The sequence below is a fragment of the Streptomyces sp. V3I7 genome (assembly GCF_030817495.1).
Taxonomy (GTDB): Bacteria; Actinomycetota; Actinomycetes; order Streptomycetales; family Streptomycetaceae; genus Streptomyces.
Genome location: NZ_JAUSZK010000001.1, coordinates 5,862,271 through 5,887,444 on the forward strand (window position 1 = coordinate 5,862,271; position 25,174 = coordinate 5,887,444).

Below are 25,174 nucleotides of genomic sequence, written 5' to 3' on the forward strand. Positions count from 1 at the left end.
GCGAGAGTGTCCTATCTCACCGCTCGTCAACCCCTGCCTACGGTCGCGTAAGTCACATCCGAAGGTGAATCATGTACTGATGTGACAGACGATTCGGAGAGTGACAACACAGCAGTGATCGGGTCCTACGTGGCCCTGGGGGACAGCTTCTCGGAAGGCGTCGGTGACCCCGGCCCCGACGGGGCGTTCGTCGGCTGGGCCGACCGGTTCGCCGTTCTGCTCGCGGACCGCAGGCCCGAGGGCGACTTCCGGTACACCAACCTCGCGGTGCGCGGGAAGCTGCTCGACCAGATCGTGGCGGACCAGCTTCCGCAGGCCGTCCGGCTCGGTCCGGACCTGGTGTCCTTCTGCGCGGGCGGCAACGACATCATCCGCCCCGGCACCGACCCGGACGAGGTGGCCGAGCGGTTCGAGCGGGCGGTGGCCCAACTGACCTCCGCCGTCGGCACGGTCATGGTGACGACCGGATTCGACACGCGCGGCGTGCCCGTGTTCAAGCACCTGCGCGGCAAGATCGCGACGTACAACGGCCATGTCCGGGCCATCGCCGACCGATACGGCTGCCCGGTGCTGGACCTCTGGTCCCTGAAGACCGTCCAGGACCGCCGGGCCTGGGACGATGACCGGCTCCACCTCTCTCCCGAGGGCCACACGCGGGTCGCGCTTCGCGCGGGTCAGGTCCTCGGCCTGGAGGTCCCGGCCGACCCGGACCAGCCCTGGCCCCCGCTCCCGCCGCGCGGCACCCTCGAGATCCGTCGCGACGACGTCCACTGGGCCCGCGAGTACCTGGTCCCCTGGATCGGCCGCCGCCTGCGCGGCGAGTCCTCGGGCGACCACGTCACGGCCAAGGGGACGCTGTCCCCGGACGACATCAAGATGCGGATCTCTGCGGTGGCTTGAGGGGCGGTCGCCTTGACGGCGCTTGACGGCGCTTGACGGCGGTTGCCCGAAAGGGGGGCGAACGGGGCGGTCGGGGGCGGCCGGTGCGCGCGATGCACTGGCGAGCCTGCCGGCCGCCGCCGGTTCGGGGGAGCGGAGTGGTTGCTGATTCGGGCGGCGCGGCTTGGCCGGGCTTCGGCTGTGGCTGCGTGGGGCGGTTGTCCACGGGCTGTGCTGCTGGCTGGCCGGTGTCCCGGCGGTTGTGGTCTCCACAGGGGGGCAGCCGTAGGCCGCGCTGCCGAGGCGTACTGCTCGGCCGTGGGCTCTGGACGCGAGGTCCTGACTCACCTGCCCGGTCTTGGGCCCTGAACGCGGACGCGTCACCCGTCAGTTGGCGATCGCCGAGCCGACACTCACGGCGGAGCGAGCCGCCCCTGACCAGGACGTCGGCGGTGAAGGCAGCCGCGCTGACCGGCCGCCGGGTGCCCTCCTCGCGGTGGCGCAGGACCCCCGGCGACTCGACGGCCACCCGCGCCCCATCGCGCTGCACGGCGGCGAGCAGCGCGTCACTTCCCCCGCATCAGGGCCGCTCAGTCCTCCCGTCCGCTCAACGCGCCACGCTCCAGCCCCAGTTCCCGAGCCAGCGCCTCGTCCACCCACTCCTGGGCCCGGGCGCGCGGGACCTTGCCCGCGTACGAGGTCAGTTGGACGGCCAGGCCGTCGAGGAGGGCGGTCAGGCGGAGGGCGGTGGCCGGTGGGTCGGGGCACGCGAACTCGCCCGCTGCCACGCCCTCGGAGATGACCTCGGCCAGCGCGGCCTTCCACCGGTCGTCCAGATTGCCGGTGACCTCGCGCAGAGCGGGTTCACGCAGGGACGCCGCCCAGCCCTCGACCCACAGGCGCCACCCTTTGGCCTGGCCCGTGGGGGCGTACCAGCGCACGGCCGAGCGCAGCCGGCGCAGCGCGGTCGTACGCCTGCTCAGCAGCTTGCGCAGGTGGGCGAGGTCGCCCTCCGCCGCGAAGGCGAACGCGGCGGCCATCAGCTTCTCCTTGGTCGAGAAGTGGTACAGCACCAGCGCGTTGCTCACGCCCAGCGCCGAGGCCACGTCGGCGATCCTGACCGCCGCCACGCCCCGCGCCTCTATCTGCTCGACGGCGGCCCGCAGCAGCGCCTCCCGCCGCTCCGGCACGCTCAACCGCACTCTCGCCACGCCGTCACCCTAATCCAGTGATCACGGACGCCGCTGAACTCGCCCATCCGTTGGGGGCGTTCGCGTGCGATGTGGGGATTGCGGGGACGCGTTTCACGCCACCGTCACCGATACCAGCCGTACCGCTCCGCGATGACCGGCAGCCGGTCGGCCACGATGGCGTGCGCGGCGGCCCGCGGGGTCGTCCCGTCGCGCTCCGCGCGGGTCAGCATCAGGTCGATCAGGGCGCGCATCGAACGCCGGGTGTACGCGAACGCCTCCTCCGCGTCGGGGCCGATGTCGCCGAACAGCGTCCACCACCACCAGGCGTTCGTACCGGAGTTGACCACCACGTCCGGCAGGATCGTCACCCCGCGCGCGGCCAGCCGTTCCTCCGCCTCGGGGAGGACCGGCATGTTGGCCGCCTCGACGATCCAGCGGGCGGTGATGCGCTCCTGGTTCGCCGCGTCGATCGCGTACGACACCGCCGCGGGCACCAGCACCTCCGCGTCGGCGGACAGCCAGGCGTCGCCCGGCAGTTCGCGGTCGTCGGGGCGCAGGACGGAGCGGTCCACGGTGCCGTACGCGTCGCGCGCCGCGAGCAGCGCCTCGACGTCGAGGCCGGCCGGGTTGGCGATGGTGCCCTTGACGTCGCCGACGGCCACGACGGTGAGCCCCGCGCGCGCGAGAAAGCGCGCCGTCGCCCCGCCCATGGTGCCCAGCCCCTGCACCGCCGCCCGCGTCCCGGCGTACGGCACCCCGGCCCGGTCCAGGGCCGCGAGCGCGGACTCCGCGACCCCGCGGCCGCCGACCAGCTCGTCGAGGCCGATGCCGTCCACCTCGACCGCGAAGGCGTCCGCGAGCCGCTTGCGGGCCGTGGCCTCGTCGTCGAGCAGCGGGTACACGGCCTGGATCGACGACACGAGTCCCGCCTCGGCGGCGGCCCGGTCGACCAGGTCCTGGGTGAGGCCGAGGTCCTCGCCGGTCGTCCAGAGGCTCTCGACGTACGGCCGCATGGCGCGCAGGTAGCGCACGAGCAGCTCGTACGCCCCCGGGTCCCGGGGATCGCAGTCGATGCCGCCCTTGGCGCCGCCGAGGGGGACGTACCGGCCCTCGGGGTCGTAGTGCAGGGCCTCCTTCATGGTCATCCCGCGCGCGAGCCCGGTGACCTCCTCCAGGGTGCAGCCCGCCCGCATCCGCAGACCGCCGCTGGCCACGCCGCGCACCAGCCGGTCGACGACCAGGAAGCCCTGGCGTCCGGTGACGTGGTCGGTCCAGGTGAGCGACATCAGCGGAGCGGTCATGCGGTCTCCTGGGAGAGGGCGGTCGGGGCGGGCCCCAGCATGCGCTCGGGCGAGGTCCACGACGTCACGCGGCTTCGGATCGAGGGGGTCGAGCGGGACCGGGGCGGAGAAACAGCGCATCGGTCCGCGGGACGGCACTTACTGAACCACCGGTCAGTGTGTTGGGGTGGCGGGGCCCTGTCAATCCGCCCGGACGGGGCGTCAGTCGCGCGGTGCCGTGGAGTGCTGCGCGGTCCGGCCGGCCGGGATCTCGCAGGCGTCCTTGAAGCCCTGACTGGTCAGGCCCAGCGCGGAGTTGGTGCGCGAGCGCAGGTTCTCCACCGACACCATCGCCGTCAGCTCCACCAGCGCGGGCTCGCCCAGTTCGCCGCGCAGCCGGTCGACGAGGTCGTCGGTCACGGTGGGCGGGGTGGCCGTCATCGCCTCGGCGTACGCCATCACGTCGCGCTCCAGCGGCGTGTACACGTCGCTGTCCCGCCACACCGGCACGTCGTGCACCTTCTCGGCCGCGATGCCGTGCTCCCGGCTGACCCAGTAGCCGAAGTCCATGCACCACGAGCAGCCGACCGCGGCGGCCGTCGCCATCTCGGCGAGCGCCTTCACACCGGGGTCGAGCTTGTTCCACTTCGCGAGCGACTGCTCGTAGCGCAGGTAGCTCCAGAGCACGCGCGGGTTGTGCGAGAGGGCCAGGGCGGGGTCGAGGGTCTTGCCGTACGTGCGCCGGCTGTACCAGTCGACGAGCCGGAAGAAGAGGGTGCGGGGCGGGGTGAGCGAGACGCGGGCCACGGGGGCCACCTCCTGGAACGCGGGTCCGGACGCCTCGGTACGGGCGTCCTCACCCGTACGACGGACGGGGCCGTGCGGATGTGACATCCGGTGCCGGCCCCGCGCGCGGGAGGAACGCGGGAGGAACGCCGAGAGGCGAGGGACGGGCCAAGGGCACCCCGCACTGTCAGACCCGCGGACCATAATGGATGCTCCGACCCACTCCACCAGGAGGTGCCGTGACCGGCTCGCGTTCTTCGAGCTCCGGGCTTCGCGCGCTGCGGCCCGCTGCCTTCGGCGCCGACCCGAGCGGTGACCGGCTGGCCCGCATCCATAGATCGCCCCACTTCAAGGACGGCATCTTCCAGAACCCCGGCGGCCATGCCTCGACCCGCCCGTCCGCGTCGATGCTGGAGTTCGCGAAGCTCTACTTCGACAAGGACCAGCGGCCCCGCCGCGCCCCGAGCGGCGCGATCCCGGTCCACGCCACCACCCTTGCCGACCTGGCCCGGCCGGCCGCCACCGGGCTGCGGCTGACCTGGCTCGGCCACTCCAGCGTGCTCGCCGAGATCGACGGGCAGCGGGTGCTCTTCGACCCGGTCTGGGGCGAGCGCTGCTCCCCGTTCCCGTTCGCCGGGCCCAAGAGGCTGCACCCGGTGCCGCTGCCGCTCGCCGCGCTCGGCCCGGTCGACGTCGTGGTCATCTCGCACGACCACTACGACCATCTCGACATGCCCACGATCAAGGCGCTGGCCGGCACGGACACCCTGTTCGCCGTGCCGCTCGGCGTCGGCGCCCACCTGGAGCGCTGGGGCGTCTCCGCCGACCGGCTGCGCGAGCTGGACTGGCACGAGGCGACCAAGGTCGGCGGACTCACCCTGACCGCCACCCCGGCCCGCCACTTCTGCGGCCGAGGGCTGCGCAACACCCAGCACACGCTCTGGGCGTCCTGGGTCGTCGCCGGCGAGGAGCACCGGATCTACCACAGCGGTGACACCGGCTACTTCGATGGCTTCAAGGACATAGGCGCAGCGCACGGCCCGTTCGACGCCACCATGATCCAGATCGGGGCGTACAGCGCGTACTGGCCCGACATCCACATGACCCCGGAGGAGGGCGTGCGCGCCCACCTCGACCTCCAGGGCGGGACGCCGCACGGCGTGCTGATGCCGATCCACTGGGGGACTTTCAACCTGGCTTTCCACGCGTGGGCGGAGCCGGGGGAGTGGACCAGGGACGCGGCTGAGGAGGTCGGGCAGGTCGTTGCTTCTCCTCGGCCGGGTGAGCCTTTCGAGCCGGCCGGGCAGGTTCCCACGGACTCGTGGTGGCGGTCCGTGTCCCACCCGATCGCTCACCCGTGGCGCCGACCGCGACCGATGGTGTCGGCTGCTGCCGCTGAGGAGCGGAGCGACGAGGAGTGCGTCGCGATCCTTGAGTCCACCGAAAAGGGCCGCTGACCAGCGGTTCAGGCCGAGCCGACGCTCCCCGGTCCGTGGTGGGCGGCTCCAGCATCGGGGCCGCCCACCACGAGTCGGTGTCAGAGGTGCTTCTTGTAGAACGGGACGAGGTGGCTCAGCGCCTCTTCGACCGGCTCGGGCTGATCGTAGAGGTCGTAGTGCGACGCACCTTCGACGACGACCAGTTCCTTGTCCTTGGACGCGGCGCGGCCGTAAATCTCGAAGCCGGCACGGTAGGAGCCGAAGCCGCCCGGCCGGTCTCCGATCACGATGCACATCGGCTGGGTGAGCAGCACTTCGGCCCGGTCGAAGGCATCCCAGTTGACCAGGGCGGCCTGGCGTGAGAAGCGGAAGCTGGTGGTGCCGTGCGGAGCGCTACCGCGATCGGTCTTGTAGTACTCGGTCGCCTCGCACAGGTCGATCTCGGCCAGGCCGGCCTCCTTGGCCGCCTCCGGCGATGCGGGGAGCAGGTCATTGACCACGCCGTCCGCGCCGCGGGCTTCGGCCGTGCGCTGAGCGGCGATGGCCTCCAGCGCGGCAATGGGGTCGTAGTTCACGAACCCCTCACGCATCAGCCGGCCGACGTTGCCCGCGACGACTGTGCCGAGCGCCTTGATCCGCCGCTCCGTCATCGTGGCGCTGATGGCGTAGCCGCCTCCGCCGCAGATGCCGAGGACACCGATGCGGTTCTCGTCCACGTACGGCTGCGTGACCAGGTAGTCGATCACGTAGCTGAAGTCCCCCACCCGGAAGCCCGGGTCCTCCGTGAATCGTGGCTCGCCGCCGCTGGCACCCTGGAAGCCGGCGTCGAACGCGATCATGACGAACCCGTGCTGGGCCAGCGCCGTGCCGTACACGTTGCCCGAGGTCTGTTCCTTGCAGCTGCCGGTCGGATGGGCACTGATGATCGCGGGGTACTTCTGGGTCTCGTCGAATCCCGGCGGGAAGTAGATGTCCGCCGCGATGTCCCAAGCCAAGCCCTTGATACGGACCGGCTTGACGTTGTCGTTGCTCATTGAGTGTCTCCTCCGGGAGCGGTGTACTCCCGCTGGTGCCACCTGCGAGCGATCGGCATGTGATGCCGAAATGCTCTCGCTGGAGATCCGCAATACTGGATCGCCAGACAGGTGTCGTTCATCTTGATGGCCAGCAATTCCGGCGGGCCGCATATTCAAGTTGGCATGCGCCGCATACCTCTGCAATGGGCCGGTCTTGTCCCCCGACAAAACTGTCCGGGGACAAGACCGGCCCCCTCACAAGAGGAGACCCACGCTGTAAGAATGAGCCATGAGAAGCAGCAACCGCAGCGAGCTGGGCGAGTTCCTCAAGGCCCGGCGGATGGACCTCAGCCCGGCCATGGTGGGGCTGGCGGAACCCGGCGGCCGGCGGCGGGTCAAGGGCCTGCGCCGGGAGGAGGTGGCCCTGCTCGCGTCGATCAGCACCGACTACTACACCCGCCTGGAGCAGGGGCGCCGCCAGGGATCCGCGGCGGTGCTGGACACGATCGCCCGGGTCCTGCGGCTCGACGAGGACGGGCGGGCGTACATGTTCGAGCTGGCTGGCAAGGACGCAGTCCGGCCGCGCCGGCAGGCGCCGCAGAAGATCCAGCCACAGCTGCAGCAGTTGCTGGACGACCTGAACACCATCCCGGCCATGGTCCTGGGCCGGCGGATGGACGTTCTCGCCTGGAATCCGATGGCGGCCGCCCTCCTCGGTGACTTCGCGAGGATTCCCGAAAAGCAGCGCAATTACGTCCGAATGGTCTTCATGGACCCGGCGGTGCGGGCGCTGTATCGGGACTGGGAGGAGGTCGCCCAGACTGGCGTGGCCCAGCTGCGCATGGAGGCCGCCCGCGACCCCCATGACCTACGACTGACTGCCCTGGTCGGCGAACTCTCGGTGCAGGACGAGGACTTCCGCCGCTGGTGGGGCGCCCACCGCGTCGCCGTCCGCGGCATGGGCACCAAAGTGCTGCACCATCCGATCGCCGGTGACCTCACCCTCGACTGGAACACCCTCACCTGCGTCGTCGATCCCGATCAGCAGCTCATCACCTACACCGCCGATCCCGACACGCCCTCCCATGACGGCCTGCGCCTACTCGCCTCCTGGGTCGCGGACACCGAACGGTCCGACCGGACCAGGCCCGGGCCACGCTGAGTATCAGCACGTCCAACTTCGTTGCCATTGCCGCTGTGTTGTGGCCGGGGTGTGAACCGGGCAGTTGGCCGTGGCGCGTCGCCTTGTCGGCGGGTCGAGAACGCGCCGCTGCCACGGGCGGAGCCGGTTGCGGATGGCGCTGAGGGAGCAGGGGAGTGGCGTCGGTGGCCGGGCAGGCCCGCCGACCTGAGCTGCCCGCTGCTGCCCTCGGACGCGAGAGACCTCACGGCACGCGGGCTACGCCGACATAGAAGCCGCTCAGCTCCTGGGCGGGAGCCGGTGAATCCTTGTACCACTTGGTCGCTGTGACCAGCCCTGGAGCCACCAGTTCCAGCCCCTCGAAGAACGGCTCGATCTCGGCCCGCGTACGCATGCGCAGGGGGATCTCGCCCTTGCGGTAGGTCGTGTTCACCGACTTGGCGAGGTGCGGGTGCTCATCGGTGGTGCCGTGGGAGAACATGAAGTAACTGCCCGAGGGCAGCGCGTCGAGAAGCGTCCGCGTGAGACCGTAGGGGTTTTCGTCGTCGGTGATGAAGTGCATCAGCGCGATCATCGACAGCGCGACGGGCCGGGTGAAGTCCAGGAACGTACGGGCGTGGTCGAGGATGGTCCCCGGCTTCCGTACGTCGGCCTCGATGTAGTCGGTGCTTCCCTCGGGACTGCTGACGAGCAGAGCCTCCGCGTGCCGCAGCACGATGGGGTCGTTGTCGGCGTAGGCGATGCGCGCCGAGGGCGCAATGCCTTGCACGATCTGATGCAGGTTCGGCTCGGTCGGGATGCCCGTACCGATGTCGAGGAACTGGTCGATGCCGTTGCCGGCCAGCCAGGCCGCCGCGCGGTGCATGAACGCCCTGTTGCGCATGGCGTTGAGACGCGCTTCCGGCGGCAGCCGCTCCGCCACCTCCTCATCGACCGGATAGTTGTCCTTGCCGCCCAGCAGCCAGTCGTAGACGCGTGCCGGGTGGGGCCTGCTCGTGTCGATGCGACTTTCGGAGGAGGGGTCTGCCGTCATGCATGACTCCAGCGTGTACTAGGTCGCTGACCGACTCACCGAGGTCGTCTCGTGCGCTGTGGGTGAGGCGGTAGAGGGCATTGCGATTGTGCCATTGGCCAAGCCCTCGCGCAGAGTTGTCGCTCGATGGTCGCACGCTCAAGTGGTGCGCCGGGCGCCAGGCGTATTGCCCCGGCGTTGTTCACGCGGCTGATGAGTGGCTGGCCGCCGCATGCGGTCGCCTTGGCCGAAACGGCGAGTTCGCGTGGTCGTCACTGGCTGTGGAGCCACAGTTGCCGTCTCGACACGTGGCTTAAGCCCTGAAGCCTGATAGTGCGTCATGTTGTCCGACATCCACATGACCCCCGAGGAAGGCATGCGCGCCCACCTCGACCTCCAGGGCGGGGCGCCGCACGGCGTGCTGCCGCCGATCCACTGGGGGGCCTTCAGCCTGGCGTTCCACGCGTGGGCCGAGCCGGGGAGGGGACCCGGGACGCCGCAGAAACAGTGGGCCAGGCCGTCACCTCGCCCCGGCCCGGCGAGTCCTTCGATTTGGCCGGGAAGCTGCCCGAGGACCCGTGGTGACGCGGGGTGTCCCGGCCTCTCGCCCGACCGTGGCGCGGGTCCCGGGCGGAGGAGGACGGTGCCGACGTACGACGGGACGATCTCGACTTCGACGCAGAGCGGTGACCGGCTGGCCGCCGCTCAGGGGGACATGCGTGCGGCCACGTCCTCCACGCACTCCCGCAAGGCGGGGGCGTGGGCGCGGAGTTGGCCGGCCTCGGTGAGGATGACCGTGGCGGCGAGGGAGATGGCCAGGGGCCGGGTGCCCTCGGGGGGGTCGGGCAGCGCGGCCGCGATCGAGCGGACGCCGATCTCGTTCTCCTCGTCGACCTCGGCCCAGCCGCGCTCCCGTACGAGGGCCAGCTCGGCGCGGAGCCGGTCGGGGTCGGTGATGGTGCGGGGCGTCATCGCCGGGAGGGGGCCCGAGAGCAGCCGCTCGCGCTCCTGTTCCGGGAGCCCGGCGGCGATGGCCTTGCCGAGGGCGGTGGCGTGCCAGGGGTTGCGGGTGCCCTCCGCGCTGCGCAGCTGGATGTGCTGGGTGCCCTGGGCGGAGAGGACGAGCAGGACGTCGCTGCCGTGCAGGATGCCCGCGATGACGGGCAGCCCGGTGCGTGCGGCGAGCCGGTGCATCGGGCCCGCCGCGGCGGAGTAGCCGGCGGGCGAGCGCTGGAACCCGCGGGAGAGCTCCAGCACACGCGCGCCCAGGGCGTACCGCCGGGCGTTCTCGTCGTAGGTGGCGAACCGTTCCTCGACGAGCCGGCCGAGGAGCCGGTGGGCGCTGCTGACGGGCAGGTCCGCGGCGCGGGCGGCGGCGCTCACGCCGAGACCGGCGGGATGCTCGGCCAGTACGGTGAGCAGCCGCAGCCCCCGGCCCAGCATGTCGTCGCCGGATGGTGTGGGCACCGTGTGCGCCTCCGTGTTCGGTGCTGCCGCCGCCGCTGACGCGCGTGTCGCGACGGAGGAGTGGGGGGTGGGGGTGCGGCGGCCGCCGTCATGACGCCGGGCCGGCCGCCGCTACGACGATCACCGTACCGGGACCGGACGGGGCGTCGCGGGCTCGGGCACGGCCAGGGTCAGGGCGGCGGCGATCAGCGCGCAGGCCGCCATCATGCCGAAGGCGCCCGCGTCGCCCAGCGGGGTGCCGCGCACCCAGCCGACCAGATACGTCCCGGCGAAGGACCCCAGCGCGCCGAAGGAGTTGACGAGCGCGACGGCGGCGCCCGCGATCCCGGGCGGGGCGAGGGTGGTGACCAGGGCGAAGTACGGGCCGTACGGTGCGTACAGACACAGCCCCGCCACCACCAGCAGGCAGAGGGCCAGCGCGAAGTGGGCGCCGGCCGCGTACGAGCCGACCAGGGCCACGCCACCACAGGCCAGCCACGGCCAGACGGCCACCCGGCGACGGCCGGAGCGGTCGGACAGGCGCGAGTTGAGCAGCATGGCGACGGCAGCGCAGGCGTACGGGATCGCGGTGAGCAGTCCGGTGGCGCCGATGCCCTCGCCGGAGCCCTTCTTGATGATGGCCGGCAGCCAGAAGACGAAGCCGTACATGCCGAAGGACCAGAAGAAGTACTGCGCGGCCATGGTGAGCACCGCGGGGGAGCGCAGCACGCGGCCGTACCGCTCGCGCAGGGAGCCGGTCACCGCCGGTGCCGCGGCCTGTTCGGCCGCCAGGTCGGCGCGCAGCAGGGCGAGCTCGTGCTCGGGCAGTCGCTGCGTCTGCTCGGGGCGGTCCTTGATGAGCCACAGGCAGCACAGGCCCCAGACCACCGAGGGCGCTCCCTCGGCGATGAACATAACGCGCCAGTCGGAGACCGACACCAGCCAGCCGGAGACCGCCGACAGCCACATCACGGTGACCGGATTGCCCAGGATGAGCAGGGTGTTGGCGCGTCCGCGCTCGCCGCGCGTGAACCAGCGCCCGAGCAGCATGACCATCGACGGCAGCACCGCGCCCTCGACGACACCCAGGGCGAAGCGGACCGCGATCAGCTGGGTGGGGCTGCTGAGCAGGCCCTGCGTCACCGCGAGCAGTCCCCAGGCCACGGTCGACCAGGCGACCATCCGGCGGGCGCTGCGCTGCTCGGCGTAGATGGTCCCCGGGATCTGGAAGAAGAAGTAGCCGAGGAAGAACGACGCGGCGATGAGGGAGTCCGTCCCGGCGGACAGCCGCAGGTCCTCGGCCATGCCGCCGGCGGACGCGATCGCGTAGTTGGACTTGTCGAGATAGGCGAGCGAGTACGTGACGAAGGCGACCGGCATCAGATACCGGGCGCGGGCGGACCGCCAGAACCCGGCCTGCGCGGGCTGTGCCCCGGTGTCGGTGGCGGGTGACGTCGCTGTCATCCCAGACCCCCTGTTTTCCGTGAGATGGAAAGTGTTTCACTGGACGGGAAGCACGGTACGAGAAGGAGAGTCCGATGACCAGAGACCTTCACCACACCGCCACCGGCGTCCTGCTCCCGTGGGCCGACCTGGACCGGCGGTACGGCCCCTGGCCCGACGGTGTGGAGGTGCACGTCTGGGACGGCGTGATGCCGGGCACCGAACCCGCCGCCGACGTCCTGGCCCGCATGGGTCTGTGGGTGATGCCCTACGCCGTGCCCGGCGCAGACCGCCTGCTGCCCCGGCTGCCGCGGCTGCGCGCGGTGCAGTCTCTGAGCGCCGGGGTGGAGAAGCTCGCGCCGCTCCTGCCCGCCGGGGTCGCCCTGCACAACGGCCGCGGGCTGCACGACGCCTCCACCGCCGAACACGCCCTCGGGCTGATCCTGGCCGCACAGCGGGACCTGCCGCAGTGGGTCGCCGACCAGACCGCCGGCCGCTGGAACCCGCACTTCACGCGCTCCCTCGCCGACTCGCGCGTGACGATCCTCGGGTACGGCTCCATCGGCGCCGCGCTGGAGCAGCGGCTGCTCGCCTGCGAGGCCGAGGTCGTGCGGGTCGCCCGGCGTGCCCGGCCCGAGCAGGGCGTCCACGCCGTCGCCGACCTGCCGCGGCTGCTGCCGCAGACCGACATCGTCGTCCTCGTGCTGCCCGAGAACCCAGGCACGGTGGGCCTGTTCGGCCCCAAGGAGCTGGCCGCGCTGCCCGACGGGGCGCTGGTGGTCAACGTCGGCCGGGGCCGCACGCTCGACACCGAGGCGCTGCTCGCCGAGACCCGCGGCGGCAGGCTGCGCGCGGCCCTGGATGTCACCGACCCCGAGCCGCTGCCCGCCGACCACCCTCTGCGGCACGCCCCCGGCGTGCTGATCACTCCTCATGTCGGCGGCGGTTCGGCCGCGTTCCGCCCCCGCGCCGAGCGTCTGATCGTCGACCAGGTCCGGCGCTTCGCCGAGGGGCAGCCGCTCCGCAACGCCTTCTCTCGCGGCTGATCCTGCTTTTGGCGGGAAAAGGGCCGGTGCGCGCATCCGCGTACCGGCCCTTGATGATTATCGGCTGTCATTTCTGATCGAGTCGGATCGATATTCATCCCATTTCTTACGGGAATTCAACGCGATTATCGGTCGGCCGTACGAGGCTTAATACCAAAGCGGGACGCTGCGCGGGGGAGTTTGCCAACTGCCCTCCGAACGCCATGCGCAGGCAACTACCGTGAGTGTCCGTCGGTCGACACAGGGCCCGCTGTCCGGGCGCTCTTACGACCGGACAGCGATCGCGTATGCCCACGCACCACGCACCACGCACCGCGCACCACGCGAGGAAAAAGGACCGACGGACCAGCATCCAGTACGAGGACACCGATGTCTCACCTCCGTGCACCGGCCGCCCGCCCCGACCGCCGTGAGGGTGGACGGCACGGCAGGCCGGCTCCCCGCCCCACTTCCGCGCTGCCCGAGACCCATATACGCCCCCAACTCCTGCGCCTCGCCGTCCTGCCGCCCCTCGCGGTCGCACTCAGCGGCACGGCCGCCGTGCTGTTCACCGTTCGCTCCACCGGCGCACGGCCCAGCCTCGTGCTGTGGGCCGTCCTCGCCGGAGCCGCCTCGGTGACGATCGCGGGCATCGCGATCGCCACCGTCGCCGCGGGCCGTGCCGCCCGCTCGGTGAGCGACCGCGTCGGCGTTCTGCGCCGCAACGCCGCACGCGGCGAGGCCGATCTGCGCTCCCTCGTCGAGGCGCTCCGCCGCGGGGAGGGGCCGCCGCAGCGCAGGACGCGCGGCGGGCCGCCGGAGGACGCCGACGCCTTCGAACTGCTCGCCGCCGACCTGGCCAGGGCCCACGACGGCGCCGTCACCGCCGTCGTGCAGGCCGCCCAGCTCTCCAGCCACGCAGGGAGCGAACAGAAGCTCGAGGTCTTCGTCAACCTCGCCCGGCGGCTCCAGTCCCTCGTGCACCGCGAGATCTCGATCCTCGACGAGATCGAGAGCGAGATCGAGGACCCGGACCTGCTCAAGGGCCTGTTCCATGTGGACCACCTCGCCACCCGCATCCGGCGCCACGCCGAGAACCTCGCCGTGCTCGGCGGAGCCGTCTCGCGCCGGCAGTGGAGCAACCCGGTGTCCATGACCGAGGTGCTGCGCTCGGCCATCGCCGAGGTCGAGCAGTACTCCCGGGTCAAGCTGGTGCCGCCGATCGACGGCGAGCTGCGCGGGCACGCCGTCGCCGACGTCATCCATCTGCTGGCCGAACTCGTCGAGAACGCCACGGTGTTCTCGGCCCCGCAGACCCCGGTGCTGCTCCGCGCCAACCTCGTCACCTCCGGGCTCGCGGTCGAGGTGGAGGACCGCGGACTCGGGCTGCCGGTCGGCGAACAGAGCCGGATGAACGCCCTGCTCGCCGACCCCGACCAGGTCAACGTCGCCAGCATGCTGGCGGACGGACGCATCGGCCTTTACGTCGTCTCCCAGCTCGCCCGCCGCCACGGCATCCACGTCCGCCTCCAGAGCAACATCTACGGCGGGGTCCAGGCCGTACTCGTCATCCCGAAGGCGTTGTTGGGGACGGCGTCGGGGGCGGGGGCGGGGGCGTATGAGGGTGTGCCGCAGGCGGCGGAGGTGCCGCCGGTACAGCCGCAGCCGCGGCCACAACACCAGTCTCAGCCGCGTTTGCATCCCCAGTCTCAGCCGCGACCGCGTCCGCAATCCCAGCCGCAGGCACGGCCGGTGGCGCCAGTGCCGGAGCCGGATCCGGAGCCGGGGCTGGAGTATGGGGGTCAGCCGGGAGCCGGTGGCCATGCGGCCAGCCCGGACGGAAACCCGCGCGGGATGCGGCGGGTCGAGGTGCCGGGGGCTCGGGACGGTTCCTTCGACGGACCGCCCGTGCCGCTGCCGGTGCGCGGGGGTCAGGAGGCGCGGCCCAACCCCGCGCACGCCGTGCCCGGCGTACAGGCCGCCGACCGGATCGTGGACGCCGACCACATGGCCGCGCCACCCACCAACCTCGGCGGCAGTGCGGTGCGCGGCACCATGGCCAAGCCTCAACTGCCGCGCCGGCGCGCTCAGGAGCACATCGCACCCCAGTTGAAGGACGGCCCGGTTCCGCGCCCGGACAGCGAAAACGTGGTGGGCCACGACCCCGGCCTGGTCGCCGCCTTCCAGCGCGGTGTCGGCCTCGCGGAGACCCAGCAGCACATGGAACTCACCCACACCGAGCCCGCCCACACCGAGCCCGCCCACACGATGCCGACCCTGGTGGACCCACCCGAGTTCGGCCGGACGGACACCGGCGCGGGCCACATGAGCCCCGGCCACATGGAGACCCCTCACATGGAGCCTGACCACATGGGTTCGGGCCACATGGGTTCGGGCCACATGGGGTCGGACCACATGGAAACCGACGGAAGTACCCCGGCCGGATGAAGAGCCCGGCCACCGCCACCCCCTGACGAGACACCCGACCACCTCCCCCCACCAGCGCTCCCGCTGGCCTTCGTACCCCAAGGAGTCGATCGACCATGGCGAGCGATGCGCCGACCGCCCAGGTATCCGACCTCGACTGGCTGATGAGCGGCCTCGTGCAGCGCGTACCGCACACCACCAGCGCCGTGCTCTTGTCCTGCGACGGGCTCGTGAAGTCCGCGCACGGCCTCGACCCCGACAGCGCCGACCACATGGCCGCCCTCGCCTCCGGTCTGTACTCGCTCGGCCGCAGCGCGGGGGCCCGGTTCGGTGACGGCGGGGACGTACGGCAGGTCGTCGTCGAACTCGACTCGACCCTGCTGTTCGTCGCCACCGCCGGCTCCGGCACCTGCCTCGCCGTGCTCGCCGGCCGGGAGGCCGACGCCGCCGTGCTCGGCTACGAGATGGCGATGCTGGTCAAGAGCGTCCGGCCGTACCTGGTGACCGCGCCCCGGCAGCACGCCGTCGAACCGCAGGCGTTGAGGCCTTGAGCGTGCGTGCGGTCGGTGACGGGCCCTGGCTCGACGACGCGGCCGGACGGCTCGTGCGTCCCTTCACGGTCAGCAACGGCCGCACCCGGCCCACCGTCGCGCTCGACCTCATGTCGCAGGTGATGACCACCGGGGCCACCCCCCTCGGGTACCCCGGCCCCGAGCAGGCCCAGGTGCTCGGCCTGTGCCGCGCGCCCCTGTCGGTCGCCGAGATCGCCGCTCACCTGAAACTGCCCGCGGCGGTCACCAAAGTGCTGCTCGCCGACCTCGTCGACTGCGGGGCGCTGACCGCCAAGCCCCCCGCGTTCCATGACAACCCCACTGACCGGTCCCTTCTGGAGGCAGTGCTCGATGGACTACGACGACAGCTCTGACCTGTTCCCCACCGCACTGAAGATCCTGGTGGCCGGCGGGTTCGGGGTCGGCAAGACGACCTTCGTGGGCGCGGTGAGCGAGATCGCCCCGCTCAGCACGGAGGAACTGCTCACGACGGCCGGTGCCGCGACCGACAACCTCGACGGGATCGAGAACAAGGTCGAGACGACCGTGGCGATGGACTTCGGCCGCATCACCCTCGACCCGGAGCACGTTCTGTACCTGTTCGGCACGCCCGGCCAGGAGCGGTTCTGGTTCATGTGGGACGAGCTGTCCGAGGGTGCGCTCGGCGCGGTCATCCTCGCCGACACCCGGCGCCTGGAGGAGTGCTTCGCCGCGGTCGACTTCTTCGAGGAACGGGGTCTCGGCTTCATCGTCGCCGTCAACGAGTTCGACGGCTCCTACCGTTACGACCCCGAGGAGGTGCGCGCGGCCATAGACCTCGACCCGGCGATCCCGATCGTCCGCTGCGACGCGCGCATCTCCAGTTCCGGCATCCAGACCCTGCTCATCCTCGTACGCCACCTCCTCGCGTACGCACCGGCCGCCGCACCCACCCACGGCGCCCACCACATGTGAGCGCGGCACACAGTCCACGTCACACCCATGGATGGCGCACACGAACACGACCCCCTGAACGCAGCCCACATATGGAGTACGCCCACAGTGAGGGAGCCCGGACATGACCTACGAGCCGTCGCGGCCGGCCAGGGGCCTGCTGCTCACCCCCGAGGACAGGGATGCCCCCGACCGCGTCCGGCGCCTACGCAGGCTGGGCCTGGGGGAGCGCCCTGAACCCGCGCTCGACGCCGTCGCGGACCATCTCGCCCGGATCACCGGAGCGCCGTACGCCATGGTCAACTTCGTGGGCGAGGAACGGCAGTTCTTCGCGGGCCTGCGCACACCCGCCGCCGGTACGGCGGTCAAGGCCGACGGCACCCCGGCCGAGGTCGCCCGCGCCCTCCCGCGCGACCATGGCTTCTGCCCCCATGTGGTGGTCCGACGCAAGGCACTCGTCCTGGACGACGTCCGCGACTACCCGCGCTTCGCGGGCAACCCGGTCGTCGACGAGTACGGCATCCACGCCTACCTCGGCGCCCCGCTCCTCGACAGCACGGGCTTCGTCCTCGGCACGGTCTGCGTCGCCGACGCCCGGCCACGCCGGTGGGGACCGACCGGCCTGGAGACCGTCAAGACGACAGCGGCGGAACTCGGCGCCGAGATCGCCCGGCGGGAGGAGAGCCCGGAGCTCTGAGCGCGTCCAACTCGCCCGCCCGCTTGTTGATTTCTTTCCTTCCCCGCCCATCCCGGCCACCGGACTCCGGCGCTAGGCTGCGCCCTCGCGGCGTGTCCGTGATCAGGCGGGGCCTGGTCGCGCCGCTGAGCTGGGGGGCGTGATGAAGGGCTTCGGGGACGGTATGACGGCGGATGTGAAGCGCCGAAGACGCCGGAACGTGGTGGCCGTGCTCGTCACGGCGGTCGTACTGGCCGGCGCCGCGATGCTGAGCGCGTACGAGACGAGCAGTGAGAGCGTCGCCCGCATGTGGGCAGCAGCCGAGCTGTCCGCCGACGGCCGCGCCCGCATCACCGAAGTGATCGACTACGACTTCGGACACGAGGACCGGCACGGCATCTTCCGGGACGTCCCCGGACTGCCGGGCGACGCCGACGAGGCCAAGGTGCACATTGCCATGGACGGCGAGCCGGTGCCGTACGAACTCCAGGCCGAGATGGGCGACAACGGCGAGACCCGCATCCTCATCGGCGACGCCGACCGCACGGTGACCGGCGCTCACCGCTACCGCATTCAGTACCAGTTGGACGACATCGCCCCCAAGGGGAAGCTCGCCTGGAACGCGGTCGGCACCGGATGGCTGGTTCCGCTGGAGCACGTCGAGATCCATGTGACCGGGCCACACACCTTCGCTGACGTCCGGTGTGTGAGCGGTCGGCAGGGCTCCCGGTCCCCGTGCCAGGCCCGTCAGCCCTCGCCCGGCCACCTCACGCTCGGCTTCGACCACCTCGACGCGGGTCGCGGCGCCACGCTGTACGCCGCCTCCGCGGGCGGCGCCGCCACGGTCCCGCCGTCGCCTGCCGAGCCGTCCGGGCCGGTCCTGTCCATCCAGCGCCCCGGCCCGCTGCGGGTCGGGCTCCTGGCCGGCGCGATCGCCCTGGCCGCCGGGCTTCTGACGGGGTGGGCGCTGCGACTGGGCGGGCGTGAACGGGTGCCGGCCGATGTGCTGCCCGGAGCCGCCGCGGACGTGACCCCCGCGGACGCGATCGCCGCGGACGCGACCGGCGCGACACGCCGCGTCGACGTCACGCGCCTCGGCGGCCTGGTCACCGAGACCTCATCCCCACCCGAAGGGCTGACCCCGGCCCAGGGCGGCGTCCTGCTCACGGAGAAGGTCCTGCCCCGGCATCAGGTGGCGTGGCTGCTGAAGGCCGTGATCGACGGATACGTCGTCATGGACGACAACGAGTCCTTCCCCACGCTCACCCGCCCCTCGCGGGACGAGGTCCCGCGCACCGACCGCGAAGTCAGGGAGGTGCTGGACCAGGCGTTCGCGGGCCGCGACTCGCTGCACCTCGGCGGCGGCTACGACCGTCTCTTCAGCACCGCCTGGCGGAAGATCGCCTCCGATCTGGAACGCTGGCGCGACGACGGCGACGACCTGTGGGAGCCGGGCCGGGGCGCGCTCGAGGGGCGACTCCAGACCATCGGCCTGCTCGGCACCCCGGTCGGCCTGATCGCCACGATCGTCGCCGGAGTCGCGGCGGGCCGCCCGCACGGATACTGGGCGATCCTGCTTCCCGTCGGCGCGGCGCTGGCGGGCGCCGGCGTCGCACTGTTCGCCTGGTCCGGCGAGTTGATGGCGCGTACACCCAAGGGCTCGGCGCTGTGGCTCCGTCTGGAGTCCTTCCGCCGCTACCTCGCCGGAGCCGGCGCCCAGCACGTGGAGGAGGCGGCCGGCGCGGGCGTACTCGACCACTACACCGCCTGGGCCGTGGCGCTCGGCGCCGCCGACCGCTGGTCCGAGGCGGTGAAGCAGTCGACGGTGCCGCCGCCCGCCCCCTCCCCGCAACGGCCGGCCCGCGTGCCGCTGTACCGCACCCTGATGGCCTACGCGATGCTCAAGGCGGTCTCCTCGACCACCACCCCACCGCCTCCTCCGCCGAGCAGTTCGTCCACATCGAGCTCCAACTCCAGTTCCAGCAGCGACTACTCCGTCGGGGGCGGCGGAGGTGGGGGCGGAGGCGGCTCCTGGTGACCCCGGCAGCAGGCACGTGAAGGAAACCTGCGGCCGAGCTTAAGAAAACCTCGATGGACCGGGGCCGTCGGCGTGAGGCACATTGCTCGGGAATTCACCCCACTCCCGGCGGGGCCGTTCGGTGTGCTCCGGACCGGGAGCTCACCCACAGGAGCCGTCGCGTGAAGGCGCTGGTCAAGGAGAAGGCGGAGCCCGGGCTCTGGCTCACGGACGTCCCGGAGCCGCAGGCCGGTCCCGGGGACGTGCTGATCAAGGTCCTCCGGACCGGGATCTGCGGCACCGACCTCCACATCCGCAACTGGGACGGCTGGGCGCAGCAGGCCATCAGCACCCCGCTCGTACTCGGCCACGAGTTCGTCGGCGAGGTCGTCGAGACCGGCCGGTACGTCGTGGACATCAAGGTCGGCGACCGGGTCAGCGGCGAGGGCCACCTGGTCTGCGGCAAGTGCCGCAACTGCCTGGCCGGGCGCCGTCACCTCTGCCGTGCGACCGTCGGCCTCGGCGTCGGCCGGGACGGCGCGTTCGCCGAGTACGTCGTGCTGCCCGCCGCGAACGTGTGGGTGCACCGCGTGCCCGTCGACCTCGACATCGCGGCGATCTTCGACCCGTTCGGCAACGCCGTGCACACTGCGCTGTCGTTTCCGCTGGTCGGCGAGGACGTGCTGATCACCGGCGCCGGCCCGATCGGCCTGATGGCCGCGGCCGTGGCCCGGCACGCGGGGGCCCGCAACGTCGTCGTCACCGACGTCAGCGAGGACCGCCTCGACCTCGCCCGCAAGATAGGGGTCAGCCTGGCCCTCAACGTCGCGGAGTCGACGATCGCCGACGGCCAGCGCGTCCTCGGCCTGCGCGAGGGATTCGACGTGGGCCTGGAGATGTCCGGCCGCCCCGAGGCGATGCGCGACATGATCGCCAACATGACCAACGGCGGCCGGATCGCGATGCTCGGGCTGCCGTCCGAGGAGTTCCCGGTCGACTGGTCCCGGATCGTCACCTCCATGATCACGATCAAGGGCATCTACGGCCGCGAGATGTTCGAGACCTGGTACGCCATGTCGGTCCTGCTGGAGGGCGGGCTCGACCTCTCTCCCGTCATCACCGGGCGCTACGACTTCCGCGACCACGAGGCCGCCTTCGCCGACGCCGCCAGCGGCCGCGGCGGCAAGATCATTCTCGACTGGACCCTCTGAGGACTTCAAGGAACTGATGATGTTCGATTCCGTACGCGACGATCTGCGCACCACCCTCGACGAGATCCGCGCCGCCGGACTGCACAAGCCCGAGCGGGTCATCGGCACCCCGCAGTCCGCGACCGTGAACGTCACCGCGGGCGGCCGCCCCGGCGAGGTCCTCAACTTCTGCGCGAACAACTACCTCGGCCTCGCCGACCACCCCGACGTCGTCGCTGCCGCCCACGAGGCGCTCGACCGCTGGGGCTACGGCATGGCCTCCGTGCGCTTCATCTGCGGTACGCAGGAGGTGCACAAGCAGCTGGAGGCGCGGCTGTCGGCGTTCCTCGGCCAGGAGGACACGATCCTGTACTCCTCCTGCTTCGACGCCAACGGCGGTGTCTTCGAGACCCTCCTCGGCCCCGAGGACGCGGTGATCTCCGACGCCCTCAACCACGCCTCGATCATCGACGGCATCCGGCTGTCCAAGGCCCGCCGCTTCCGGTACGCCAACCGCGACATGGCCGACCTGGAGACCCAGCTCAAGGAGGCCTCGGACGCCCGCCGCAAGCTGATCGTCACCGACGGCGTCTTCTCGATGGACGGCTACGTCGCGCCCCTGAAGGACATCTGCGACCTCGCCGACCGGTACGACGCCATGGTCATGGTCGACGACTCCCACGCCGTCGGCTTCGTCGGCCCCGGCGGCCGCGGCACCCCCGAGCTGCACGACGTGATGGACCGCGTCGACATCATCACCGGCACGCTCGGCAAGGCGCTCGGCGGCGCCTCCGGTGGCTACGTGGCCGCGCGCGCGGAGATCGTCGCGCTGCTGCGCCAGCGGTCGCGTCCGTACCTCTTCTCCAACACCCTGGCCCCGGTGATCGCGGCGGCCTCGCTGAAGGTGCTCGACCTGCTGGAGGCGGCCGACGACCTGCGCGTCCGGCTCGCCGAGAACACCGCGCTGTTCCGCAGCCGGATGACGGAGGAGGGCTTCGACGTCCTCCCCGGCGACCATGCCATCGCACCGGTCATGATCGGCGACGCGGCGAAGGCGGCCCGCATGGCCGAGCTGCTGCTGGAGCGCGGCGTGTATGTGATCGGCTTCTCCTACCCGGTGGTGCCGCAAGACAAGGCCCGCATCCGCGTCCAGCTCTCCGCCGCGCACTCCACCAAGGACGTCGACCGCGCGGTGGACGCGTTCGTCGCGGCCCGGGCGGCGCTGGAGGCCTGACGGGGCCGGGGCGGTGCCGGGCTGCGAGTCCGGGTCGGTCTGGTCTGCGGGTCCGGGCCGGTTTCCGGGTCGGCCTCGTCTCCGGATCGGGGGGCGGTTTCCGGTCCCGGCCCGTCTCCGGGTCCGGCCCGGAACCGGTCCGGGGCGGGCCCGAGCCGAGTCGGGCGCGGCCCGGAACCGATCGCTCCGGACGTTTTGCCATAATCCATCGCATGATCGAAGCGCGGCGGCTCCACATCCTCCGTGCGGTGGCCGACCACCGCACGGTGACCGCGGCGGCCGCCGCGCTCTATCTCACGCCCTCCGCGGTCTCCCAGCAGCTCACCGCCCTGGAGCAGGAGACCGGCCACCGCCTGGTCGAGCGCAGCGCCAAGGGCGTACGCCTGACCCCCGCCGGCGAGATCCTGCTCGGCCACACCAACGCCGTCCTCGCCCAGCTGGAGCGGGCCGAGGCGGAGCTGGCCGCGTACAGCTCGGGGGCGGCCGGCACCGTCACCGTCGCTGCCTTCGCGACCGGCATCGCGCAGGTCGTGGCGCCCGCGGTGACCCGGCTCGCCCGGACGGCGCCCGGCATACGCCTGCGTGTGCAGGACACGGAGGGCGACGCCAGTGTGCCCATGGTCCTGGACCGGGCGGTCGAGGTCGCGGTCGCCGTCGAGTACCGCGGGGCGCCCGCCGCCGACGACCCCCGCCTCACCCACGTCCCGCTGTACGCCGAGCCCTTCGACGCCGTCGTCCCGGTGCACCACCGGCTGGCCGACGCCGCCGAGGTCCCCCTCGCCGAGCTGGCCAAGGACCCGTGGATCGGCCCGTACCCCGGCAACCCCTGCCACGACGTGGTCGTCCTGGCCTGCGAGAGTGCCGGGTTCCAGCTCCGGCTCGAACACTTCTCGGACGACTTCCGGGCCGTGGTCGCCCTCGCGTCCGCCGACGCGGGCGTCGCCCTCGTGCCCCGCTCCGCGCTGCGCGGCATGGACCTGTCCGGCGTGGTCGTCCGCCCCGTCGACGGGGTCGCCCCCACCCGCCGGGTCTTCGCGGCCGTACGCCGCGGATCCGAGGACCATCCGCTCATCCGCCCGGTGCTGGACGCGCTCGGCGACGCGGCGGCCGCCCGCGCCTAGGGAACCGGCCGGACCGGACGCTCCCACCAGGTGACTGTCAGTGGCTGCGGCTACGGTGCCAGTCATGCCGGATGCCGAAGACGTACGCCGTATCGCCCTGTCCCTGCCGGACACGTCCGAGAAGACCGCCTGGAACATGCCCACGTTCCGGGTGGCGGGGAAGATGTTTGCCACGCTGCCCGAGAACGAGACGTCGCTCGCCGTGCGCTGCCCCAAGGAGGAACGCGACGAGCTGGTCCTCGCCGAGCCGGAGAAGTTCTGGATCGCCGGCCACGAGGCCCAGTTCGCCTGGGTCCGCGCCCGCCTGGCCGCCCTGGACGACGAGACCGAGCTGCGCGCCATCCTCACCGACTCCTGGCGCCAGGCGGCCCCGCCCCGGCTGCTCGACGCCCATCCGGACCTCGGGGTCCCGGACGAGGCGTAGCAGCCCTGGCTCACGCCCGCTCCGGCACCCGGCTCCCCAGGAACGCGCCGATCCGCTCCCGCAGCCCCCGCGCGTCCAGGCCGTGCGCGGCGACGTGCTCCTCGACGGTGCCGTAGCGCCGCAGCTCGCGGCGGCCCACGCCGAGCCCGAGAACCCGGTGCGGCACGTCGGAGAGGGCCTCACTCGCGGCGGCCGTGGAGGTGCCCGCGAGGTACGGCTCGACGAGGACGACGTCCGTGCCCGCCGTCTCCGTGGCACGGCGCAGCGCGGCGGCGTCGAAGGGCCGTACGGTCGTGGCGTACAGGACGGTGACGTCGAGGCCCTCCGTGGCGGCGAGCGCCGCGTCCAGCATCGGGCCGACGGCGACGACCACGCCCGAGCGGCCCTCGCGCACGGTGCGGAAACGCTCGCCGTCGACCGCGAGCGGCTGCCGGTTCGCCTGCACGGACAGCCGGACGTACACCTTGTCGTCGCCCGCGGCGACCGCGTGCCGCAGCAGCGTCTCGGCCTCGTCGGGGTGCCCGGGCACATGGACGGTCCAGTCGTCCAGGGTGTCGAGCAGCGCCACGTCGCCGGGCGACATGTGGGTGTAGCCGCCGGCGGGCCAGTCGAAGGAGGCCGCCGCGCTCACCAGTACGGCGCCGGTGTCCTGGTGGCCCAGGTCCAGCTTGACCTGCTCGAAGGGCCGCTCCACGAGGAAGCTGGCGAAGGTGTGCACGACCGGGCGCAGTCCGGTGAGCGCCAGCCCGGCGGCGGCGCCGACCAGGAGTTGCTCGCGGATGCCGACGTTGATCACCCGGTCCGGGTGCCGGCGCAGTGCCTCGGCGAAGCCGTCCTTGCCGATCTCGGCGAGAACGATCGCGACCCGGGGATCCTCGTCGAGCAGGCGGGTGACGACGGGGGCGAAACGGTCACGCATGGTGTCCATGACGGGTGGGCCCTTCTTTTCGCGATGGCTTTCAGAGGGATTTCACGAGCGATTTCAGAGGAACTTCGGCTCGACACGTGCCACGACCACATGTGGCCGGCCCGGGTGCGGGGCGGTGAACGCGGCATACAGCGCCTCGTGATCACGCCCGTCGACGGTCACCGCGGACCAGCCGGCCGCCTCGAAACGGGCGGCGATCCCGCCAGGCCGGGCATGGCTCGCGGAGGCGTTGTCGATGACGACGGTGTGCAGTCGCTCCAGTCCCGCGGGTCCGGCGAAGGCGATCGCCTCGTGGTTGCTGCCCTCGTCCAGCTCGGCGTCCCCGATCAGCGCCCAGACGGCGGGCTGGCCGAGCCCCTGGGCGCGCAGCCCGAGGGCCGTGCCGACGGCGATCGGCAGCCCGTGCCCCAGCGAGCCGCTGCCGATCTCGGCGCCCGGCACCAGCACCCGGTCGGGGTGGTGGCCGAGCGGGGAGTCGTACGAGCCGAAGCCCGGCAGCCAACCCACCGGCAGGAACCCCTTGGCGGCCAGCACCGCGTAGTACGCCATCGGCCCGTGCCCCTTGCTCAGCAGGAACCGGTCCCGGCCCGGATCGTCCACGCGGTCGGGGCCGACCCGCAGGACGCGGTCGTACAGGACCCAGAGCACGTCCAGCGTGGAGGTCGCGGCGGGCCCGTGCTTCTCGTCGCCGGTCATCAGGCTCATCAGCCCGGGCAGGTCCGCGTAGGTGTACGTCCGCTCGTACGTCCGCTCGTCTTGCTCGGTGATCGTCATGCGAACGATCGTGCAACCTCGACCGAGCTTGAGGTCAAGAGATGATCGTCGGGACGCCTGGAACCGGCCCCGGAAATGATCGAGGGGCTGTTTCGGATTGCTCCAAAACAGCCCCTGACCTGCGACTCTTTCGAGTCGGGACGACAGGATTTGAACCTGCGACCCCTTGACCCCCAGTCAAGTGCGCTACCAAGCTGCGCCACGTCCCGGTGTCGTCTGACCTGGGCTTTCCCCGGTCG

Annotated in this window: 23 protein-coding genes, 1 tRNA gene and 1 pseudogene; 15 read left to right on the top strand and 10 right to left on the bottom strand. The window is 71.8% G+C overall.

What is annotated here, in order from left to right; genetic code table 11:
* Positions 1-114 precede the first annotated feature (114 nt).
* Positions 115-900: an SGNH/GDSL hydrolase family protein gene (locus tag QFZ74_RS27110; protein WP_307623454.1), complete on the top strand. Its 786-nt coding sequence runs from the start codon at positions 115-117 to the stop codon at positions 898-900.
* A gap of 569 nt (positions 901-1,469) precedes the next feature.
* Here QFZ74_RS27110 and QFZ74_RS27115 read toward each other — a convergent pair.
* The 3 genes from QFZ74_RS27115 to QFZ74_RS27125 form a co-directional block, all read right to left on the bottom strand.
* Positions 1,470-2,090, bottom strand: a complete 621-nt coding sequence (locus QFZ74_RS27115) for a TetR/AcrR family transcriptional regulator (RefSeq protein ID WP_307623455.1) — start codon at positions 2,088-2,090, stop codon at positions 1,470-1,472.
* A gap of 104 nt (positions 2,091-2,194) precedes the next feature.
* Positions 2,195-3,373 (bottom strand): glutamate dehydrogenase, encoded by a 1,179-nt coding sequence (locus QFZ74_RS27120; protein WP_307623456.1) that lies wholly within the window; start codon positions 3,371-3,373, stop codon positions 2,195-2,197.
* Between the two features lie 201 nt (positions 3,374-3,574).
* Positions 3,575-4,246 carry a carboxymuconolactone decarboxylase family protein gene (locus QFZ74_RS27125; RefSeq protein ID WP_307623457.1) on the bottom strand — a complete coding sequence of 224 codons (672 nt, stop codon included), beginning with the start codon at positions 4,244-4,246 and terminating at the stop codon, positions 3,575-3,577.
* Positions 4,247-4,377: 131 nt separating this feature from the next.
* Here QFZ74_RS27125 and QFZ74_RS27130 point away from each other — a divergent pair, with 131 nt between their 5' ends.
* Entirely contained in the window at positions 4,378-5,595 is a 1,218-nt protein-coding gene (locus QFZ74_RS27130) for an MBL fold metallo-hydrolase (protein ID WP_307623458.1), read from the top strand.
* An 80-nt stretch (positions 5,596-5,675) separates the two neighbouring features.
* Here QFZ74_RS27130 and QFZ74_RS27135 read toward each other — a convergent pair whose 3' ends face one another.
* Positions 5,676-6,611, bottom strand: coding sequence for an alpha/beta hydrolase (locus tag QFZ74_RS27135; protein WP_307623459.1), 936 nt, complete (start codon positions 6,609-6,611; stop codon positions 5,676-5,678).
* A 271-nt stretch (positions 6,612-6,882) separates the two neighbouring features.
* On the opposite strand from QFZ74_RS27135, the gene QFZ74_RS27140 reads away from it, so the two are divergent.
* Positions 6,883-7,755, top strand: coding sequence for a helix-turn-helix domain-containing protein (locus QFZ74_RS27140; RefSeq protein WP_307623460.1), 873 nt, complete (start codon positions 6,883-6,885; stop codon positions 7,753-7,755).
* Between the two features lie 223 nt (positions 7,756-7,978).
* Here QFZ74_RS27140 and QFZ74_RS27145 read toward each other — a convergent pair whose 3' ends face one another.
* Positions 7,979-8,767, bottom strand: coding sequence for an SAM-dependent methyltransferase (locus tag QFZ74_RS27145; RefSeq protein ID WP_307623461.1), 789 nt, complete (start codon positions 8,765-8,767; stop codon positions 7,979-7,981).
* Positions 8,768-9,095: 328 nt separating this feature from the next.
* On the opposite strand from QFZ74_RS27145, the pseudogene QFZ74_RS27150 reads away from it, so the two are divergent.
* A pseudogene (locus QFZ74_RS27150) lies at positions 9,096-9,436 on the top strand (MBL fold metallo-hydrolase); the annotation flags it as partial.
* 15 nt (positions 9,437-9,451) lie between these two features.
* Here the strand turns inward: QFZ74_RS27150 and QFZ74_RS27155 are convergent.
* Both QFZ74_RS27155 and QFZ74_RS27160 read right to left on the bottom strand, forming a co-directional pair.
* Complete coding sequence (locus QFZ74_RS27155; RefSeq protein ID WP_307623462.1) at positions 9,452-10,213, bottom strand: IclR family transcriptional regulator; 762 nt, start codon at positions 10,211-10,213, stop codon at positions 9,452-9,454.
* A 120-nt stretch (positions 10,214-10,333) separates the two neighbouring features.
* A complete protein-coding gene (locus QFZ74_RS27160; protein ID WP_307623463.1) occupies positions 10,334-11,656 on the bottom strand; it encodes an MFS transporter in 1,323 nt (440 codons plus the stop codon).
* 74 nt (positions 11,657-11,730) lie between these two features.
* Here QFZ74_RS27160 and QFZ74_RS27165 point away from each other — a divergent pair, with 74 nt between their 5' ends.
* The 11 genes from QFZ74_RS27165 to QFZ74_RS27215 all read left to right on the top strand — a co-directional run bounded on the left by QFZ74_RS27165 (position 11,731) and on the right by QFZ74_RS27215 (position 23,233).
* On the top strand, positions 11,731-12,681 hold the full coding sequence (locus QFZ74_RS27165) for a 2-hydroxyacid dehydrogenase (protein ID WP_307623464.1): 951 nt from the start codon (positions 11,731-11,733) through the stop codon (positions 12,679-12,681).
* Between the two features lie 369 nt (positions 12,682-13,050).
* A complete protein-coding gene (locus QFZ74_RS27170; protein WP_307623465.1) occupies positions 13,051-15,108 on the top strand; it encodes an ATP-binding protein in 2,058 nt (685 codons plus the stop codon).
* A gap of 95 nt (positions 15,109-15,203) precedes the next feature.
* A complete protein-coding gene (locus QFZ74_RS27175; protein WP_307623466.1) occupies positions 15,204-15,638 on the top strand; it encodes a roadblock/LC7 domain-containing protein in 435 nt (144 codons plus the stop codon).
* Between the two features lie 2 nt (positions 15,639-15,640).
* Positions 15,641-16,012, top strand: a complete 372-nt coding sequence (locus QFZ74_RS27180; RefSeq protein ID WP_307624292.1) for a DUF742 domain-containing protein — start codon at positions 15,641-15,643, stop codon at positions 16,010-16,012.
* Positions 15,990-16,592 (top strand): ATP/GTP-binding protein, encoded by a 603-nt coding sequence (locus QFZ74_RS27185; protein WP_307623467.1) that lies wholly within the window; start codon positions 15,990-15,992, stop codon positions 16,590-16,592. The genes QFZ74_RS27180 and QFZ74_RS27185 overlap by 23 nt, the downstream gene beginning before the upstream one ends.
* 103 nt (positions 16,593-16,695) lie before the next feature.
* The gene (locus tag QFZ74_RS27190) at positions 16,696-17,268 is read left to right on the top strand and encodes a GAF domain-containing protein (RefSeq protein WP_307623468.1); all 573 of its coding nucleotides are present in this window, start codon (positions 16,696-16,698) and stop codon (positions 17,266-17,268) included.
* A gap of 163 nt (positions 17,269-17,431) precedes the next feature.
* On the top strand, positions 17,432-19,285 hold the full coding sequence (locus QFZ74_RS27195; RefSeq protein WP_307623469.1) for a DUF2207 domain-containing protein: 1,854 nt from the start codon (positions 17,432-17,434) through the stop codon (positions 19,283-19,285).
* 161 nt (positions 19,286-19,446) lie between these two features.
* A complete protein-coding gene (gene tdh, locus QFZ74_RS27200; RefSeq protein WP_307623470.1) occupies positions 19,447-20,475 on the top strand; it encodes an L-threonine 3-dehydrogenase in 1,029 nt (342 codons plus the stop codon).
* A 19-nt stretch (positions 20,476-20,494) separates the two neighbouring features.
* Complete coding sequence (locus tag QFZ74_RS27205) at positions 20,495-21,688, top strand: glycine C-acetyltransferase (protein WP_307623471.1); 1,194 nt, start codon at positions 20,495-20,497, stop codon at positions 21,686-21,688.
* Positions 21,689-21,900: 212 nt separating this feature from the next.
* Positions 21,901-22,809, top strand: coding sequence for a LysR family transcriptional regulator (locus QFZ74_RS27210; RefSeq protein WP_307623472.1), 909 nt, complete (start codon positions 21,901-21,903; stop codon positions 22,807-22,809).
* A 64-nt stretch (positions 22,810-22,873) separates the two neighbouring features.
* Positions 22,874-23,233 carry an MmcQ/YjbR family DNA-binding protein gene (locus QFZ74_RS27215; protein ID WP_307623473.1) on the top strand — a complete coding sequence of 120 codons (360 nt, stop codon included), beginning with the start codon at positions 22,874-22,876 and terminating at the stop codon, positions 23,231-23,233.
* Between the two features lie 10 nt (positions 23,234-23,243).
* Here the strand turns inward: QFZ74_RS27215 and QFZ74_RS27220 are convergent, their stop codons facing one another.
* The 3 genes from QFZ74_RS27220 to QFZ74_RS27230 form a co-directional block, all read right to left on the bottom strand.
* Positions 23,244-24,161: a transketolase family protein gene (locus QFZ74_RS27220; protein WP_307623474.1), complete on the bottom strand. Its 918-nt coding sequence runs from the start codon at positions 24,159-24,161 to the stop codon at positions 23,244-23,246.
* 54 nt (positions 24,162-24,215) lie between these two features.
* Positions 24,216-24,935, bottom strand: a complete 720-nt coding sequence (locus QFZ74_RS27225; protein WP_307623475.1) for a transketolase — start codon at positions 24,933-24,935, stop codon at positions 24,216-24,218.
* A 135-nt stretch (positions 24,936-25,070) separates the two neighbouring features.
* Positions 25,071-25,144, bottom strand: a tRNA-Pro gene (locus QFZ74_RS27230).
* Between the last annotated feature and the right edge of the window lie 30 nt (positions 25,145-25,174).

Coding starts and splice junctions, on each gene's coding strand:
- QFZ74_RS27165 (WP_307623464.1), top strand. CDS start 11,731: ATGACCAGAGACCTTCACCACACCGCCACCGGCGTCCTGCTCCCGTGG.
- QFZ74_RS27215 (WP_307623473.1), top strand. CDS start 22,874: ATGCCGGATGCCGAAGACGTACGCCGTATCGCCCTGTCCCTGCCGGAC.
- QFZ74_RS27140 (WP_307623460.1), top strand. CDS start 6,883: ATGAGAAGCAGCAACCGCAGCGAGCTGGGCGAGTTCCTCAAGGCCCGG.
- QFZ74_RS27135 (WP_307623459.1), bottom strand. CDS start 6,611: ATGAGCAACGACAACGTCAAGCCGGTCCGTATCAAGGGCTTGGCTTGG.
- QFZ74_RS27160 (WP_307623463.1), bottom strand. CDS start 11,656: ATGACAGCGACGTCACCCGCCACCGACACCGGGGCACAGCCCGCGCAG.
- QFZ74_RS27220 (WP_307623474.1), bottom strand. CDS start 24,161: ATGGACACCATGCGTGACCGTTTCGCCCCCGTCGTCACCCGCCTGCTC.
- QFZ74_RS27170 (WP_307623465.1), top strand. CDS start 13,051: ATGTCTCACCTCCGTGCACCGGCCGCCCGCCCCGACCGCCGTGAGGGT.
- QFZ74_RS27145 (WP_307623461.1), bottom strand. CDS start 8,767: ATGACGGCAGACCCCTCCTCCGAAAGTCGCATCGACACGAGCAGGCCC.
- QFZ74_RS27205 (WP_307623471.1), top strand. CDS start 20,495: ATGTTCGATTCCGTACGCGACGATCTGCGCACCACCCTCGACGAGATC.
- QFZ74_RS27120 (WP_307623456.1), bottom strand. CDS start 3,373: ATGACCGCTCCGCTGATGTCGCTCACCTGGACCGACCACGTCACCGGA.
- QFZ74_RS27175 (WP_307623466.1), top strand. CDS start 15,204: ATGGCGAGCGATGCGCCGACCGCCCAGGTATCCGACCTCGACTGGCTG.
- QFZ74_RS27210 (WP_307623472.1), top strand. CDS start 21,901: ATGATCGAAGCGCGGCGGCTCCACATCCTCCGTGCGGTGGCCGACCAC.
- QFZ74_RS27190 (WP_307623468.1), top strand. CDS start 16,696: ATGACCTACGAGCCGTCGCGGCCGGCCAGGGGCCTGCTGCTCACCCCC.
- QFZ74_RS27185 (WP_307623467.1), top strand. CDS start 15,990: ATGGACTACGACGACAGCTCTGACCTGTTCCCCACCGCACTGAAGATC.
- QFZ74_RS27225 (WP_307623475.1), bottom strand. CDS start 24,935: ATGACGATCACCGAGCAAGACGAGCGGACGTACGAGCGGACGTACACC.
- QFZ74_RS27195 (WP_307623469.1), top strand. CDS start 17,432: ATGACGGCGGATGTGAAGCGCCGAAGACGCCGGAACGTGGTGGCCGTG.
- QFZ74_RS27125 (WP_307623457.1), bottom strand. CDS start 4,246: ATGTCACATCCGCACGGCCCCGTCCGTCGTACGGGTGAGGACGCCCGT.